Here is a 13,790-nt window from a genome sequence, read left to right on the forward strand (position 1 = left end):
TATCGGGCAAGCTTCCTGTATGGGTACTCAACATCCGGAACCAGATCGCGGCGCACCCGGCCTCGGGCCCGGCGGCGGGGTGCCGCCTGAGGAGACACCTGCGGCCGAGGGCAGCACCGGGGCGGAAACCGGGCCCCGCGACAAACAGACGCGCGGCTGGTCCAAAGGCCCGGTCATCCTCCTCGGCATCCTCGTCGTACTCTGCGCGGCGTTCTTCATCGCCTACGCGGTGACGGTCGCGCTGTAGCTCTCGGTCACGCAGAGCATCCGAGGTATCGCCGGTGTCGGCGCGGCATCGCCGCACCCTCCGCGCTCCACACGCCGCACTCGGCCCTCGGCCCTCGGCCCTCGGCAGGTGCCGCAGGCGCTACAGCAGACCGGCGATGCTCGGCGGGGCGAAGACGTGACGCGCACGGTGTTCCAGGACGAGTACGGGAGGAATCTCCCGCTGCTGGTCCCAGGTACACCTGTCGCATGACGGGTCGAGGGCGGGGACATCCGCAGCGTGCTGGGTGGCGATGTGCCGGGCGAGCCGGATCTGGGTGGACACCACCGTGTCGAGGGGGTCGTAGTCCACCCCCGGCTCCCCTGCCTTCCGTGCGGCGTCCACCGCCTCGGGGGCCCGCTTCATCGCCTTGTACAGCTCGGTGCACTTCTGGCAGCTCCACATCCATGGAGGAGGCAGGGGCCACTCATCGGCGCCAGACGCGTCGCTGGAATCCATGCCCGTCACCGTAGCGACCGGCCGAGGCCGCGGGCAGCAGATCGGCAGAATCCCCGTACCGCGCAGCAGTCTTCGCCGAACGCCCATTTTCTGAACAACACACCTGTACCGACCAAGGGCCCGGCCGAGCCCGCTCCGTGGCATCGTTCAGCTACCCCGCAGGCTGTCGCACCGTCCGCCGCACCGTCCGCCGCGCGAGGTCAGCCCACCCCCGCTATGAGCGCCGGGACGTCGGCGAACGCGGCATCGGCGGCCTGGCCACAGACCTTGCCGGCCGTCTCACCGGCGAAGCTGAACACACCGGCCAGTTCTTCGCAGCTGTTCTCCCCCGCTCACTTCTCTCCCCCCGTCTCTCCTACGCCGTCTCGTCCGATACGAGTCGAAGTTAACGGTGAGGGGCGGCGGGAGTCATCAGACCGTGGTCGCGTCAGCGGTCGTACTCCGGGCTGACCTCCCCCTGAGCCGCCGTCGGGGTCGCGAGCGTGCAGCGCCACGAAGGTCCCCGGAGCCGACGCGAAAGCCGCTGATGGGAGGCGTGGTGGACCCGTAGGGACCACCGCACGCTCCTCGTCCCTCCCCCTCATCGCCGGCTCACCCTCGTCGCCCGCTGAGCCGCCAGTACTGGCACCTCTTCTCGTCCCGTACGACGACCCCGAGCCGGGCCAACTCCGCGCGCAGTTCGAGGAGTTCGTCGGTGACACCTGCGCTCTTCTTGTCGAGCAGCCGTGCGCGGGCCTTGAGCAGGGCGTCGGCTCCGGTGGGTAGTCCCGGCATGTCCGACACCCAGCGCCGGAAGTCGTCCTTGCAGGGGTCCTCGTCCACCCAGGTGTAGCCGTGCGCCCGGAAGGCGTCGGCGACGCGCCGGGCATCCAGGTCGCAGGACTCCCGCGCGAGTTCGTCGTTCTCCGCGCCGAGCAGCACGAGTTGCTTGCCGTCCAGGAACACCTGCTGGATGCGGTGCCGCGCGAACTCCTGGTCCTTAGCCTTCCGGGTAAGAGTGATCCGCTCGTTCGAGACGGCGACGGAGAGCTCCTCGTATCGCGCGATAAGGGCCACGATCAGCCCCAGCACCGCTCCGGCGGAGAGCAGACCGACCGTGAGCCAGGGCTCCGGAACCGAGGTCAGGAGCCTGGCCGGTCCTTGCATCGGCGCCCAGGGCAGCGTCACCAGCCACTCCACCAGGACCGTGACCAGCCAGCCGGCTCCGGCCCCTAACAGCACGAGAACGAGGTGAACCAGCGCCGCCATCCAGGCCGGTTGCTTCAGCACCGTGGGGGTGCCCGTCGAGTGGTGGTGCGCGAGCCGGTCTTTCATGAGCGTGTCGCCCTTCAGGGATTGCCTGCGTCGCATCGGCCGGCGGGCGCCGGCGCGGCGAGGTGCAGAAGCGGTGAGGCGCAAGAGCAGCGGCTCATCATAAACCGAGTGCTCGGTCTAATATTGGGGGATGCGCGAGAGCACCAGGCCAGGCCGAGTACCGTCGGCCATAAGGTGATGCCATGAGGACGATCGATCCGGCGAAACATGCAGCGCGGCGTCAGCACATCGTGAACGCCGCGTCCGAGCTGTTCGCCACGCAGGGTTTCGAGCGCACCACGACGGCGCAGATCTGCAAGGCCGCCGGAATGAGCTCGGGGAACGTGTTCCACTACTTCCCCAACAAGCGCGCGATCTTCGTCGCCCTCCTCCAGGACGACAAGGACGAGAAGGCCGAGCGGCTGGCCCGGGCGACGGCCGATGCCGACCCGTGGACCGCCCTCCTGGACGTCGTGCGCTTCCTGGCCTCCCCCGCCGCGGAACCCATGGCCCCGCCGCTGGTGATGGAGGCCATGCTCCAGGCACACCGCGACCCCGAACTCGCGGAACTCCTCAGCCAGGACAGCACCGATGAGCACGCGGTGATCACGCAACTGCTCACCAGGGCTGCCGCCGCCGGTCAGATCGACCCCGAGCTCGACCCGCGCGACACCGCCTCGTGGGTCATGGCCCTCATCGCCTCGATGTACACCAGCGCCGCCACCGAGCCGTCCTTCGACCCGGCCGGGCAACTGCCCACCCTGCTCCTCATTCTGCAGCGATTCCTGCGCGGTGAGCGAGCCGCATGAGCAGCGGGGACGCCGCCCCGGGATGACGGCGCGCCGCACGCACCCCCACGACGAAGGATGATCGCACGACGAACCGCGAACCACCGCTCAGCGACAAACACTTGCCCCGCCGATCCCCCAACCCGCTACAAAGGACGACCCACCCGTGAAAAAGAGTGCGATAGCCGGCGGCTGCATCCTCAGCTTCGTCGTGATCGCCTGCGCCTACGAAGGCAGCGCCGCCACCGCCGACCCGCTGACCCTCGCCGAATTCCGGAAGATCAAGGCAGGGAGCAAGGAGAAGAGCCTCTTCGCCTACACCAACACTTGCCGGCAGAACAGCGAATCCGAGCGCGCCGACGACTACCCGACCACCTGGACCTGCTACGGCGCCGACGGCAGCAGCAACGCGGTGTTCTTCTATTCGAAGGGCGTGCTGTTCAGCAAGTCACAGACCGGGCTGGTGTGACAGCGGCGACGCGAGAGCCGTGCGGCCGACGCCCCTCACCCGTCCGCCTAGCGTCCGTACACAACACCCTTGCGTATTGGCGGAGTTGCGCTTCGCGGGCACCGACGGAGCGCGATGAGGCAGCGCCATAAGGCCGCCTTTAGGAATCACAAAGCACCGTTATGAGGGTAAATCACGTCGCAAATCGGGCGTCGGGTGATGTCATACGACGGGTCGGGACACCGACGCAAGTGATCTTCGCGAGATTACTACGTATGGTGGCAGCGCTGGAACTCCAGGTAGTCGCGCAGGCATTCGAGACTGCGCATTCAGTGCAGCGAGCATTTCCGGCCGTACGCCGGCGGAGCACTGGTTGCGGGTGGCGGACGGCGACCCGACGATCAGACTTCCCGCGTCCCGGTCGGCCGTGTTCCGGCCGACCGGCACGCACGTCGGCGAGGAGGTCCTGTGAACGACCAGACTAGTCTCAGCCCGGATGCGGCACGGCAGCTCGCGACCACTACCAAGACCAGCCCGAAGATGCGCGGCATCACCCCGCGCTACCTCCTGCGGGCCCTGCCCTGGGTGGACGTGGAAGCTGGCGTCTTCCGCGTCAACCGCCGGCGTACCTATGTCCTCGGGGACGACCGCATCAGCATCCACAACGACGGCGGTTCGCCCCGTGTCATCCCTGGAGACCTGCGGGAGCTGCCGTACCTCCGGGATGCCGATGACGCCCTGCTCTCCGAACTGGCGGGCTCCTTCACCGAAGTCAGCTTCGAGGCCGGGCAGTTGCTGGCCCAGGACGGCGACGCGCACGACAAGCTGTGGGTGATCGCCCAGGGCCGCGCCGAGAAGCGGGTCAGCGGCCGCTACGGCGAGGACGCGGTACTCGAAGTGATCGGCGACGGCCAGTTCTTCGACCTCGACGCCTGGACCCGTTCCGAACCACTCCCCTACCGCGTCCGGGCGCTCACCCCCGGTGTGGCGCTCTGCGTCGAGCGCAGCGTGCTGGAGGGGCTGTGCGAGCGCGACACGGCGGTGCGGGGTGCGATGGACGCGTACCTCTCGGCGGACGGTGTCCTGCCGGGCGCCGAGGTGCCGGTCGATCTCAGTTCCGGGCACGTCGGTGAGCCCGACCTGCCCGCGACGTTCGTCGACTACGAGGACACGCCCCGCGAGTACCACATGAGCCTCGCCCAGACCGTGCTGCGTGTGCACACCCGGGTCTCCGACCTCTACAACGGGCCCATCGACCAGATCCGGGCGCAGTCCAACCTCACCGCACACGCGCTGCGTGAGCGGCAGGAGGCCGCGCTGCTCAACCACCCGGAGTTCGGTCTCTTCAACAATGTGGCTCCCGGGCAGCGGGTCCAGGCGCGCACCGGGTCCCCGACCCCCGACGACCTGGACGAGCTGCTGACCCGGGTCTGGAAGCAGCCCGGTTTCTTCCTCGCGCACCCCAGGGCGATCGCGGCGTTCGGCCGGGAGTGCACGCGCCGGGGGGTGCCCCCGGTCATCGACACCCGGTTCGGCAGCCCGCTGCTGAGCTGGCGTGGTGTCCCGTTGCTCCCCTCGGACAAGGTCCGGTTCTCCGGCAGCGCCGGCATCGGCACCACCGAGATCCTGCTGATGCGCGTCGGCGAGGCCGAGCAGGGCGTGGTGGGTCTGCGTCCCGCGAAGGTCGAGGACGAGGTGGAGCCCGGGCTGTCGATGCGGAACATGGGCGTCGACCAGAAGGGCATCACGTCCTACCTGATGACGGCCTACTTCAATACGGCGGTGCTGGTCGAGGACGCGGTCGCCGTGCTCCAGAACGTCGAGGTCTCCAACTACCATGACTACTCCTGACGTTGTCCGGAGTCTGTGGCCCGGGGCACCGACTCCCCAGCTGCTCGGCGACGGTCTGGTGTCGCCCGATCCGGCCACGACTCCACCCACGGACTTGTCCGCCCCGGACGGCCACCCCGCACGGTTCACCGGACTCCCCGGACAGACGGCCGCCTTCTCACCGGAGTTGGCGCGACGCGATGTCCCGATCCTGCACCGGACGGTGAACGGGCACCCGCTGGTCTGGCTGGACAACGGGGCCACCACCCAGAAACCGCGCCAGGTCATCGAGGCACTGGCCGGCTTCTACGGGTCCGCCAACTCCAACATCCACCGCGGTGCGCACACCATGGCCCGGGAGGCCACCGAGGCGTACGAGGCGGGCCGGTCGGCGGTCGCCCAGTTCCTGGGGGCGCCGTCACCGGACGACATCGTCTTCGTACGCGGCACCACCGAGGCCATCAATCTCGTCGCCCAGAGCTGGGGCCGGGCGAACCTCGGCCCCGGGGACGACATCCTGGTGCCGGTGCTGGAGCACCATTCCAACATCGTCCCCTGGCAGTTGATCGCCCAGCAGACCCGGGCCCGGGTGGTCCCCGTACCACTGGGTCCTGACGGGCAGATCGACCTCACCGCGTACGACGACCTGCTCTCCATGCGCACCCAGCTCGTCGCGCTGAGCCAGGCATCGAACGTGCTCGGCACCGTCCCGCCGGTGCGCGAGATGACCGCACTCGCCCATCGCTACGGGGCCAAGGTGCTGGTCGACGGGGCGCAGGCGGTGGCGCACTTCCCCGTCGACGTGCAGGACCTGGACGCCGACTTCTATGTGTTCTCCGGCCACAAGCTGTTCGCCCCCACGGGCATCGGCGCGCTGTACGCCAAGCCGGAGATCCTGCGGGACATGGCGCCGTGGCAGGGCGGCGGCAACATGATCGATTCCGTCGACTTCACCCGTACCACCTATGCCCCCGTCCCTCACCTCCTGGAGGCCGGTACCGGACACATCTCCGGTGTGGTCGGTCTGCTGGCCGCACTGAACTGGCTGACCTCCTTCGACCGCGACGCCATCACCGCGTACGAGACCTCACTGATGGGGTATGCACAGCAAGCCCTGGCCACGGTTCCGGGACTGGAGCTGGTGGGCTCGGCGCCCGACCGGATCGCCGTGCTGACCTTCACCCTCGCCGGCCACGACCCATCGGAGATCGCCGCGTGGCTGGACCGTGACGGCATCGCCATCCGGGCCGGGCACCACTGCGCCCAGCCGGCGCTGGCCCACTACGGCCTGGCGAGCGCGGCCCGTGCCTCGCTCGCCCTCTACAACACGTCCGAGGAGGTGGACAAGCTGGTGGCCTCCCTGCAGCAGTTGCAGCAGGCCACCTGACGTTCCCGTGCGTACGGCGCCGCCGGCCGGCTCCCGGTCGGCGGCGTCGGCGCGGGCGTCTCCCCGTTCCCGAGCCGCCTGTGGACAACGCCCCGCCGACCCCGTGCACGGTTCATACTGGGCGCAAGGCCGCACAGGAGGGGGAACCGACCATGACGGGGTCACCGGACGAGGTAGAGCCGCCGCGGCGGGTCGATGATGTCGCGTCGGCCCGCTGGATCGAGGAGGGCGTCGGCGGGTTCGACAGCGGGATTCATGCCCTGCTGCCGGCCGGCTTCGAGGCGTACGTACGGCTGCTGCACCCCAGCGAGCCGTCGGACGGCCGGTTCGAGCGATGGGCGGAGGTCGCACAGCGGTCGGGGCGCGCGCTGCATCCTCTGTCGCGTTTCGAGGAGGTGGCCGGGCCGGGTGAGGAGCCGCCGTGGGAGGGCTCGCTGCCCGAGCATGTACTGACGGCGCTGTGTGCGGTGCTGGCGGCGGGGACGGAGACTCCGCGGCAGTGCCTCTTCGGCCTGTGGGAAGGGTGGGGCTGGTCCGATGACAGCGGGCCGAAGGTGCAGTTGAGCGGCCGCGCCTACGCGCTCTACGAGGGGCCGGTCGAGGCGGCGACGGCCATGGGAGACCGGAGCGCCGGGGTCTTCTTTCCGCAGTCGCCGAACCTGTGGTGGCCTCAGGACCGGGCCTGGTGCGTCGCCACGGACGTGGATCTCAGCTCCACCTACATCGGCTGCTCGGCGCGCCTGGCGGAGCAACTGGCGGGCGCACCGGAGCTGGAGGTTCTTCCGGCGGCGCTCGGCGACCGGCTCGGTTGAGCCGGTCGCCTCTCACAGCAGGCCGGGCGTCTGCCCGTCCCGCGGGGTCAGCGCTTCTTGCAGGCGTTGATGCGGACCGTGGCGCTGGTGTGCGTCACCTGCTTGGTGTGCGGGGTGTAACCGGGCGGGAAGGTCACCACGCCGACGGAGTAACCGGTGTACTTCTGCCGCTTGACGCAGCGGCGCGCGGCGTTCTGGCTGACCTTGTTCCGGCCGCGGTTGACCTTGGCGCCGCTCTGCTTGTAGAGGGTTCCGTTCTTGTACAGGCCGACGCGGAGGGCGAGTTGGGCGACCGGCTTGGTGCACTTGACGTCGGCGGTGACGTTCACCATGTGCCGGTTGTCGGCGTGGGCGTGGTGAGAGTAGTGCGGGAGGTGTGTGGTGACCTTGCAGGTGATCACGTCACCGCTGCGGGCGTCCACCGTGCGGAGGGTGGTGGTTCCGGTCGCGGTGTCAGGTCCCTTGTCGGCCGGTGTGGCGGCGCCGGCGGTCCCCGCCGCCATGGTCAGCGCCAGCACGCCGGTCAGCGCTCCGGAGAGCAGGGTTCGCTGAACAGTCCTCATGAAATTCCCCCTGTGTAGCGCCCGTTGGGGCGTACCTGATGCGCCGGCACCTCGCAGTGACCGACCGGAAGCCCGGCGCGTTGGCGACATGATGGCGTATCGGGGCGGCGGGCGCAGGCGTATTGCCCATATGCGGCCGTCGGCGTCGTTCGCGGCGACCGGGGATATTGCGACGGGGCGGCGGGTGACGTCATCCGGGGTGGTGGCCCGGGCGGTCCGCGGCGCGCGCGGTGAAGGCGCCGAGGGCGCAGAGGGCGGCGAAGCCGAGCAGCAGCCACCGTGCCGAGTCGAGCATCGAGCGTCCGCCCAGGCTGACCAGCACCCCGGCGACCGCCGTGCCGAACGCGGTGGACATCGTCGTCACGGTGGCGATCGCCGCGGCCGCCTGCCGTCCCTCCTCCGGGTCCTTGGCGGCCGTCATCGCGGCCACGGACAGGTGGGGGTAGGCCATCCCGATGCCCGCACCGGCGACGCCCAGCACCGGCACCCAGCTGACCACCCACCAGAGCGACGCGGGTGCGCGCTGCAACAGCCCCAGGACGAGGAGGCCGAGCGCGAGCACCACCGGGCCGAGGGTGCGCAGTCGGCGTACGGTGTGCTCCCGTACGGCCGAGGAGCTGCCCATCTGGGTCAGCGACCATCCGAGGGAGAGGGCCGCGCCGAGGAACCCGGCGGCGAGTGGCGGCAGCCCGGCCAGCCGCTGGCCGAACAGCGGGACGAAGGACTCGACGGCGACGCCGAAGGCCAGCAGCCCGAGCGTCAGGTAGACCCACTTCAGCGCGGCCCCCTCCTGGTACGTCGCGCCTGGGAAGACCCGTCGCTCGCTCCGGCGCTCATGGGCGGCGAATCCGACGACCAGAAGCAGCGCCGCCGCGATGCCCGCCGCCCGCGCCCGGGTGTCGGGCAGGACTCCCGACACGCTGACGGCCGTGGTGGCGGCCGTGACCAGCACCAGCGACACGACCGGGACCGGAACCGCCACGCCGCCGCGTTCGCCTCGGGGCAGCACCCGGGGAACGGCCGCGCCGCACACCGCCGCGACCGCCGCCATCAGGACGAACGCCCCACGCCAGGAGCCGAACTGGGCGAAGAGGCCGCCGAGCGCCGGACCGGCGAAGTTCCCGACGCCGTACATCGCCGACATCAGCGCGTTGCCGCGGGTCCAGAGCCGGCGTGGCAGGGCGGAGCGGATGACGGCGAACCCCAGTCCGGACAGCAGTCCGGCGCCGAGTCCCTGGAGACAGCGGCCCAAAAGCAGCACCGGCATCGTCGGACTCACCGCACAGGCCAGCGAGCCCACCAGGAACACGGCGAACCCGGTGAGGTAGGCACCGGCACCGCCCGCTCGTGCGAGGCACCGGCTGACGAGCATCGTCGCGATGACCATGGCGACGAGGTAGAGCGTCATGTTCCACGCGTAGAGACTCTCGCCGCCGATCTCGGCCACCGCGGTGGGCAACAGGCTCGACGCCAGGTAGATGTTGACGGCGCCGACGAGCACACCGGCGGCCAGCACGAGCGCGGCGCCACGGTGCTCCGGCCCCAGAAGCTCCCGCCACCGGGGCGGGGCGGTGGCGGGGTCGGAGTCGGGGTCGGGGTCGGGAGTGAGCCTCGGGCCGGGTAGTTCGCTGTTGTCGGCAGTCATGACTTCCAGCGTTCCATTGAAGCCCGACCGGAGACTTTGTGCCGCAACTGGCCCATCGTGCAGGGCTGTTGGGCGGCAAACCCTCAACCCGGGGTTCAACCCAGGACGTCCGGGAGCGAAGCTCCCCACAATCAGCCGGCCCTCGTGAGCAGTCAGCCCCCGTCGTCAGCGACCGGCTTCCCGCTGCCGGCGCCACTCGGGGGCCAGGACCGACCAGACCTCCATGTCGTGGCGCACGCCCCGGTACGGGTAACTCTCCCGCTGCACTCCTTCGCGCACCATGCCGAGCCGCTCGGCGACCTTGATGCTGGGGGCGTTGCCCGCGGCCGCGATCCACTCCACGCGGTGTATCCCCCGCTGGTCGACGGCCCAGTCGATGAGCACCCGGATCGCGCGCGTGATCAGCCCGCGCCCGACCGCCGACTCCTCCAGCCAGCAGCCGACCTCGCAGGTACCGAACGTGACGTCGAAGGTCCGGAACAGGACACCGCCGATGAGCACACCGTCGCTCCAGATGCCGTAGAAACGGCCGGTGTCGGCCGCGGCCTTGTCCGCGTACAACTGGAGGAGCGAGGTGGCGGACGCGAGGTCGGTGACACGGTCCGGCATGGAGACGAACCGGCCGATGTACTCGCGGCCCCGGTCCATGTGCGCGAGGAATTCCCCGGCATGCCACGGCTCCAGCGGCCGCAGCTCGGCACCATCATCACCCAGCGATATCGCAAACACCCAGTTCTCCCTGCCCGACCCGACGTGTACGCACCAGCGCTCCAGCGCGGCTCTCCTGCCGCACGCGGCGGCAGGAGCGGCGCCGGCTGCGAAGCTCGCTCGGCACCGCGCCCGGAATAGTCCCACACGGGCCCGCCCCGACGGCCCCCGCCTGCCCTTTTGCCCGCCTTCGCCCTCCTCCGGGCGCGACCCCCTCCGCATCACCGGCCCGCATCCCCGGATGAGCACGCGGCGGCGGAGCTGCCTACGGGTGGGCCGGGCGCGGTGACGTACGGGCGCGGTGACCTGCGGGCGCAGGCGAGTGTCGGCCGAACGGGTCGGGCTCGGCGGACGCAGACCGATGAATGCCTGCCGGGCCGGGAGTCTTGGTTCCGACCGCACACTCGGGAAGGTGGCACGCATGACCGACGCATTGCACGACACCCTGGAGAGGCACCTCGGCGACGGCGCGGCACCGGGGGCGGTGGGCCTGGTGGCGCGCGGCGACCGGACCGAGGTCCGCGCCGTCGGCTCGGTGGACACCGACGGCACGTCGCCCATGACCAGGGAATCGATCTTCCGGATCGCCTCGCTCACCAAACCCGTCGTCGCCGCGGCGGTGATGATGCTGGTCGAGGACGGCCGGATCGCGCTGGACGACCCGGTGGCGCCCTGGCTGCCGGAGCTGGCGTCGCCCGTTGTCGTCCGTACCCCGGACGCACCGGTCGACGACGTGGTCCCCGCCGCCCGGCCGATCACCGTGGCCGATCTGCTCACCTCGCGGGCCGGTTACGGCTTCCCGGCCGACTTCTCCCTGCCTGCCGTCGCGCTGTTGTTCAGCGAGCTGAAGCAAGGACCGCCGCAGCCGCAGCTGGTCGCGGCGCCGGACGCCTGGATGGCGGCGTTGTCCCGCATTCCGCTGCTGCACCAGCCGGGCGACGGCTGGCTGTACAACACCTGCTCCGACATCCAGGGCGTGCTGGTCGCCAGGGTCGCCGGCCGTCCGCTGCCCGAGTTCCTCGCGGAGCGACTGTTCGAGCCGCTCGGGATGGCGGACACCGGGTTCGAGGTGCCGCCCGGCAAGCGCGACCGGTTCACCAGCTACTACCGGGCCGCCGGTGCCGCGGGCGGCCTGGAGCTGGTCGATGCTCCCGACGGGCAGTGGAGCCGCCGTCCGGCATTCCCGTCCGGCGCCGGGGGCCTGGTCTCGACCGTCGATGACTGGCACGCCTTCGCGCGGATGCTGCTCGCCGGCGGGAGCGTCGACGGCCGCCCGTTGTTGTCGGCCGGTTCGGTGCGGCAGATGACCACCGACCAGCTGACACCCGCCCAGCGCGAGGCCGGCAGGCTGTTCCTGGAGGGCCAGGGCTGGGGTTTCGGCGGCTCGGTGGACATCGCGGCCGTCGAGCCGTGGAACGTGCCGGGACGCTACGGCTGGATCGGCGGCACCGGAACGGCGGCGCACCTCACCCCGTCCACCGGCACCGTCACCATCCTGCTCAGCCAGCTGGAGCTGACCGCGCCGACACCGCCCGCCCTGGTGCGCGACTTCTGGCGGTGCGCGGCCGAAGGGTGAGGGGCTTCGGCCCACGCGGCCGAGGTGCCGCCGTCACGGCCGGTAGATGCACGCCACCAGCGGTGCGTACGCCTTCCAGTCCAGCGTTTCGTACAGCGCCCGGCCTTCGTCGGTCGCGCCGAGCACCCCGAGGGCCGCTCCTTCGGACACGGCGTGATCGGCGAGGGTTCGCATCACGAAGGCGCCCAGGCCGCGACGTCGATGGGCCGACTCGGTGGTGACACAGTCGATGACGGCGGCCGGTCCGAGGACAGCCATCTGGCCCTTCGCCGCCAACTCCCCTGCGGTGTCCCGCACTTGGACGTAGGTGACACCGTCGCGCGTCGCCACGTCGGCGGTGTAGCCGTCGGGCACGGTCGGGGTCGTGGCCCGCAGGTCCGTGGCCATCAAGTGGCCGGTCTCCTCCTTGTCCACCACCCAGCCAGCGGGGAGCCAGCGGCTGACCTCGGCAGGCTCCCCGGGCACCTTGAGCCAGGTGTGCGGCACGGTGACCGAGGCGGCGGCCTCCCGCACCGCGGACTCGTGGGCCTCCGGCAGGACATGGCGCCCCACCTGGCCCGGCCGTCCCACCTCGATGTACAGCCCCCAGGGCAGCTCGGCCGGCCTCGGTGTGCGCCGCGATACGGCCCAGCCGGATACCCAGGTCCTGACCAGTTCCGGAATCATCGAACCCTCCCGAAGTAAGTGTCATACAACGGGAGGGCACATTACGTGATCGTCCGGCGGGGCAGCATCCCCTTTTCGGTGCGCCCTCTCCCCGCCTACGGGAAGGCGGGGAGAGGGCGCACCGCCGGCCCGGTGTCTCTGCGGCCGGTGGGAGAAGGGCTGTCGGTGCCGCGGGCCGCGGCCGTCTCAGATGCCGGGGGACGCGACGCGGGTATAGACCTTCGGGGCGCTGGTGCCGCCGGGGGTGGTGACGGTGACATTGACCGGACCGGCGGGACCGGCAAGGACGTCGGCGACGAGATGGGTGTCGGAGACGACGGTGAACCCGGTGGGCACGCCGCCGAAGAGCACCGTGGTGGTCTGGGCGAAGTTGGTGCCGGTGAGGGTGACGGTGGTGCCGCCGGAGGTGGGGCCCTGGGTCGGAGCCAGCGTCGTGATGGTGGGCGCCGCCAGGTAGGTGTAGGAGACCGGGTTGCTCGTTCCGCCGACCGTGGTGACGGTGACCCCCACCTGTCCGGCGGCCCCCGCCGGGACCACGGCGGTGATCTGGCTGTCCGACACCACCGTGAACGAGGTGGCGGGGGTGGACCCGAAGCGCACCGCGGTGGCCTCGACGAGGTGTGTGCCGGTGAGGGTGACGGTGTTCCCGCCCCCGAGCGGTCCGGAGAGCGGGAGGACCGCGGTGAGGACCGGGGCGCTGACGTAGAAGTAGGCCTTCGGGAGGGTGCTGGTGCCGCCCGGGGTGATGACGGTGACGTCGACCGGCCCGGCGGTGGCCGCCGGGACCACGGCGGTGATCTGTGTCGGGGAGATCACCGTCACGGAGGCCGCCGGGGTGCCGCCGAAGGTGACCGAAGAGGCCCCGGTGAGATTGGTGCCGGTGAGGGTGACGGTGTTGCCGCCCGCGGTCGGACCGGAGTTGGGGCTGATGCCGGTCAGCGTGGGGGCCCCGGAGTAGGTGTAGGGGAGGCCGTTGCTGATGCCGCTCGGGGTCGTGACGGTGATCTGTACGGTGCCGGTGCCGGCCGGGGCGACGGCGGTGACATGGGTGTCGGAGACGACGGTGAAGGAGGTCGCGGGTGTGCTGCCGAACCGTACGTCGGTGGTGGTGGCCAGTGCCGTGCCGGTGAGGGTGACCGTCGTCCCGCCCGCGGTCGGACCGGAGTTGGGGACCGCCGAGGTCAGGACCGGCGCGGGCACCGAGACATAGGTGAACGCCACGCCGTTGCTCGTGCCGCCCGGTGTCACCACCGTCACCTGCACGGTCCCCGTCCCCGGTGGCGCGGTCGCCGTGATCTGCGAACTCGAATTCACCGTAAACACAGCCGACACCGAACCGAACCGCACCGC

At 70.7% G+C, this 13,790-nt stretch carries 14 protein-coding genes; 7 read left to right on the forward strand and 7 right to left on the reverse strand.

The window, feature by feature from the left end; genetic code table 11:
• Positions 1-19: 19 nt before the first annotated feature.
• On the forward strand, positions 20-247 hold the full coding sequence (locus tag ACGFN2_RS10775) for a DUF6480 family protein (RefSeq protein WP_393359199.1): 228 nt from the start codon (positions 20-22) through the stop codon (positions 245-247).
• A gap of 120 nt (positions 248-367) precedes the next feature.
• Here ACGFN2_RS10775 and ACGFN2_RS10780 read toward each other — a convergent pair whose 3' ends face one another.
• A complete protein-coding gene (locus ACGFN2_RS10780; RefSeq protein WP_362611985.1) occupies positions 368-724 on the reverse strand; it encodes a hypothetical protein in 357 nt (118 codons plus the stop codon).
• A 591-nt stretch (positions 725-1,315) separates the two neighbouring features.
• Positions 1,316-2,038, reverse strand: a complete 723-nt coding sequence (locus ACGFN2_RS10785; RefSeq protein ID WP_393359201.1) for a hypothetical protein — start codon at positions 2,036-2,038, stop codon at positions 1,316-1,318.
• Between the two features lie 182 nt (positions 2,039-2,220).
• On the opposite strand from ACGFN2_RS10785, the gene ACGFN2_RS10790 reads away from it, so the two are divergent.
• The 5 genes from ACGFN2_RS10790 to ACGFN2_RS10810 all read left to right on the forward strand — a co-directional run bounded on the left by ACGFN2_RS10790 (position 2,221) and on the right by ACGFN2_RS10810 (position 7,282).
• Positions 2,221-2,826, forward strand: coding sequence for a TetR/AcrR family transcriptional regulator (locus tag ACGFN2_RS10790; RefSeq protein ID WP_393359203.1), 606 nt, complete (start codon positions 2,221-2,223; stop codon positions 2,824-2,826).
• Positions 2,827-2,971: 145 nt separating this feature from the next.
• Positions 2,972-3,274 (forward strand): hypothetical protein, encoded by a 303-nt coding sequence (locus ACGFN2_RS10795; protein ID WP_362611980.1) that lies wholly within the window; start codon positions 2,972-2,974, stop codon positions 3,272-3,274.
• 447 nt (positions 3,275-3,721) lie between these two features.
• Positions 3,722-5,104, forward strand: coding sequence for a family 2B encapsulin nanocompartment shell protein (locus tag ACGFN2_RS10800; protein WP_393359205.1), 1,383 nt, complete (start codon positions 3,722-3,724; stop codon positions 5,102-5,104).
• Positions 5,091-6,470 (forward strand): SufS family cysteine desulfurase, encoded by a 1,380-nt coding sequence (locus tag ACGFN2_RS10805; protein WP_393359207.1) that lies wholly within the window; start codon positions 5,091-5,093, stop codon positions 6,468-6,470. Before ACGFN2_RS10800 ends, ACGFN2_RS10805 begins: the two co-directional genes overlap by 14 nt.
• A 152-nt stretch (positions 6,471-6,622) precedes the next feature.
• Positions 6,623-7,282 carry a hypothetical protein gene (locus tag ACGFN2_RS10810; RefSeq protein ID WP_393359209.1) on the forward strand — a complete coding sequence of 220 codons (660 nt, stop codon included), beginning with the start codon at positions 6,623-6,625 and terminating at the stop codon, positions 7,280-7,282.
• A 47-nt stretch (positions 7,283-7,329) separates the two neighbouring features.
• Here ACGFN2_RS10810 and ACGFN2_RS10815 read toward each other — a convergent pair whose 3' ends face one another.
• From ACGFN2_RS10815 to ACGFN2_RS10825, 3 genes are all read right to left on the reverse strand, one after another.
• Entirely contained in the window at positions 7,330-7,845 is a 516-nt protein-coding gene (locus ACGFN2_RS10815; protein ID WP_362611970.1) for a hypothetical protein, read from the reverse strand.
• A 190-nt stretch (positions 7,846-8,035) separates the two neighbouring features.
• The gene (locus ACGFN2_RS10820; RefSeq protein WP_393359211.1) at positions 8,036-9,490 is read right to left on the reverse strand and encodes an MFS transporter; all 1,455 of its coding nucleotides are present in this window, start codon (positions 9,488-9,490) and stop codon (positions 8,036-8,038) included.
• A gap of 165 nt (positions 9,491-9,655) precedes the next feature.
• A complete protein-coding gene (locus ACGFN2_RS10825) occupies positions 9,656-10,219 on the reverse strand; it encodes a GNAT family N-acetyltransferase (protein ID WP_393359213.1) in 564 nt (187 codons plus the stop codon).
• A 400-nt stretch (positions 10,220-10,619) separates the two neighbouring features.
• Here ACGFN2_RS10825 and ACGFN2_RS10830 point away from each other — a divergent pair, with 400 nt between their 5' ends.
• Positions 10,620-11,774: a serine hydrolase domain-containing protein gene (locus tag ACGFN2_RS10830; RefSeq protein WP_362611962.1), complete on the forward strand. Its 1,155-nt coding sequence runs from the start codon at positions 10,620-10,622 to the stop codon at positions 11,772-11,774.
• Positions 11,775-11,807: 33 nt separating this feature from the next.
• On the opposite strand, the gene ACGFN2_RS10835 is transcribed toward ACGFN2_RS10830, so the two are convergent.
• A complete protein-coding gene (locus ACGFN2_RS10835; RefSeq protein ID WP_362611959.1) occupies positions 11,808-12,440 on the reverse strand; it encodes a GNAT family N-acetyltransferase in 633 nt (210 codons plus the stop codon).
• 186 nt (positions 12,441-12,626) lie between these two features.
• A partial coding sequence (locus ACGFN2_RS10840) for an IPT/TIG domain-containing protein (protein WP_393359216.1) occupies positions 12,627-13,790 on the reverse strand: 1,164 nt, incomplete at its 5' end.

Source organism: Streptomyces sp. NPDC048612, assembly GCF_043199295.1.
In the GTDB taxonomy this organism is placed as follows: Bacteria; Actinomycetota; Actinomycetes; order Streptomycetales; family Streptomycetaceae; genus Streptomyces.

Excerpts from the sequence above, each read along its gene's own strand:
- ACGFN2_RS10775 (WP_393359199.1), top strand. The coding sequence starts at position 20 with ATGGGTACTCAACATCCGGAACCAGATCGCGGCGCACCCGGCCTCGGG.
- ACGFN2_RS10780 (WP_362611985.1), bottom strand. The coding sequence starts at position 724 with ATGGATTCCAGCGACGCGTCTGGCGCCGATGAGTGGCCCCTGCCTCCT.
- ACGFN2_RS10785 (WP_393359201.1), bottom strand. The coding sequence starts at position 2,038 with ATGAAAGACCGGCTCGCGCACCACCACTCGACGGGCACCCCCACGGTG.
- ACGFN2_RS10790 (WP_393359203.1), top strand. The coding sequence starts at position 2,221 with ATGAGGACGATCGATCCGGCGAAACATGCAGCGCGGCGTCAGCACATC.
- ACGFN2_RS10805 (WP_393359207.1), top strand. The coding sequence starts at position 5,091 with ATGACTACTCCTGACGTTGTCCGGAGTCTGTGGCCCGGGGCACCGACT.
- ACGFN2_RS10810 (WP_393359209.1), top strand. The coding sequence starts at position 6,623 with ATGACGGGGTCACCGGACGAGGTAGAGCCGCCGCGGCGGGTCGATGAT.
- ACGFN2_RS10815 (WP_362611970.1), bottom strand. The coding sequence starts at position 7,845 with ATGAGGACTGTTCAGCGAACCCTGCTCTCCGGAGCGCTGACCGGCGTG.
- ACGFN2_RS10820 (WP_393359211.1), bottom strand. The coding sequence starts at position 9,490 with ATGACTGCCGACAACAGCGAACTACCCGGCCCGAGGCTCACTCCCGAC.
- ACGFN2_RS10830 (WP_362611962.1), top strand. The coding sequence starts at position 10,620 with ATGACCGACGCATTGCACGACACCCTGGAGAGGCACCTCGGCGACGGC.
- ACGFN2_RS10835 (WP_362611959.1), bottom strand. The coding sequence starts at position 12,440 with ATGATTCCGGAACTGGTCAGGACCTGGGTATCCGGCTGGGCCGTATCG.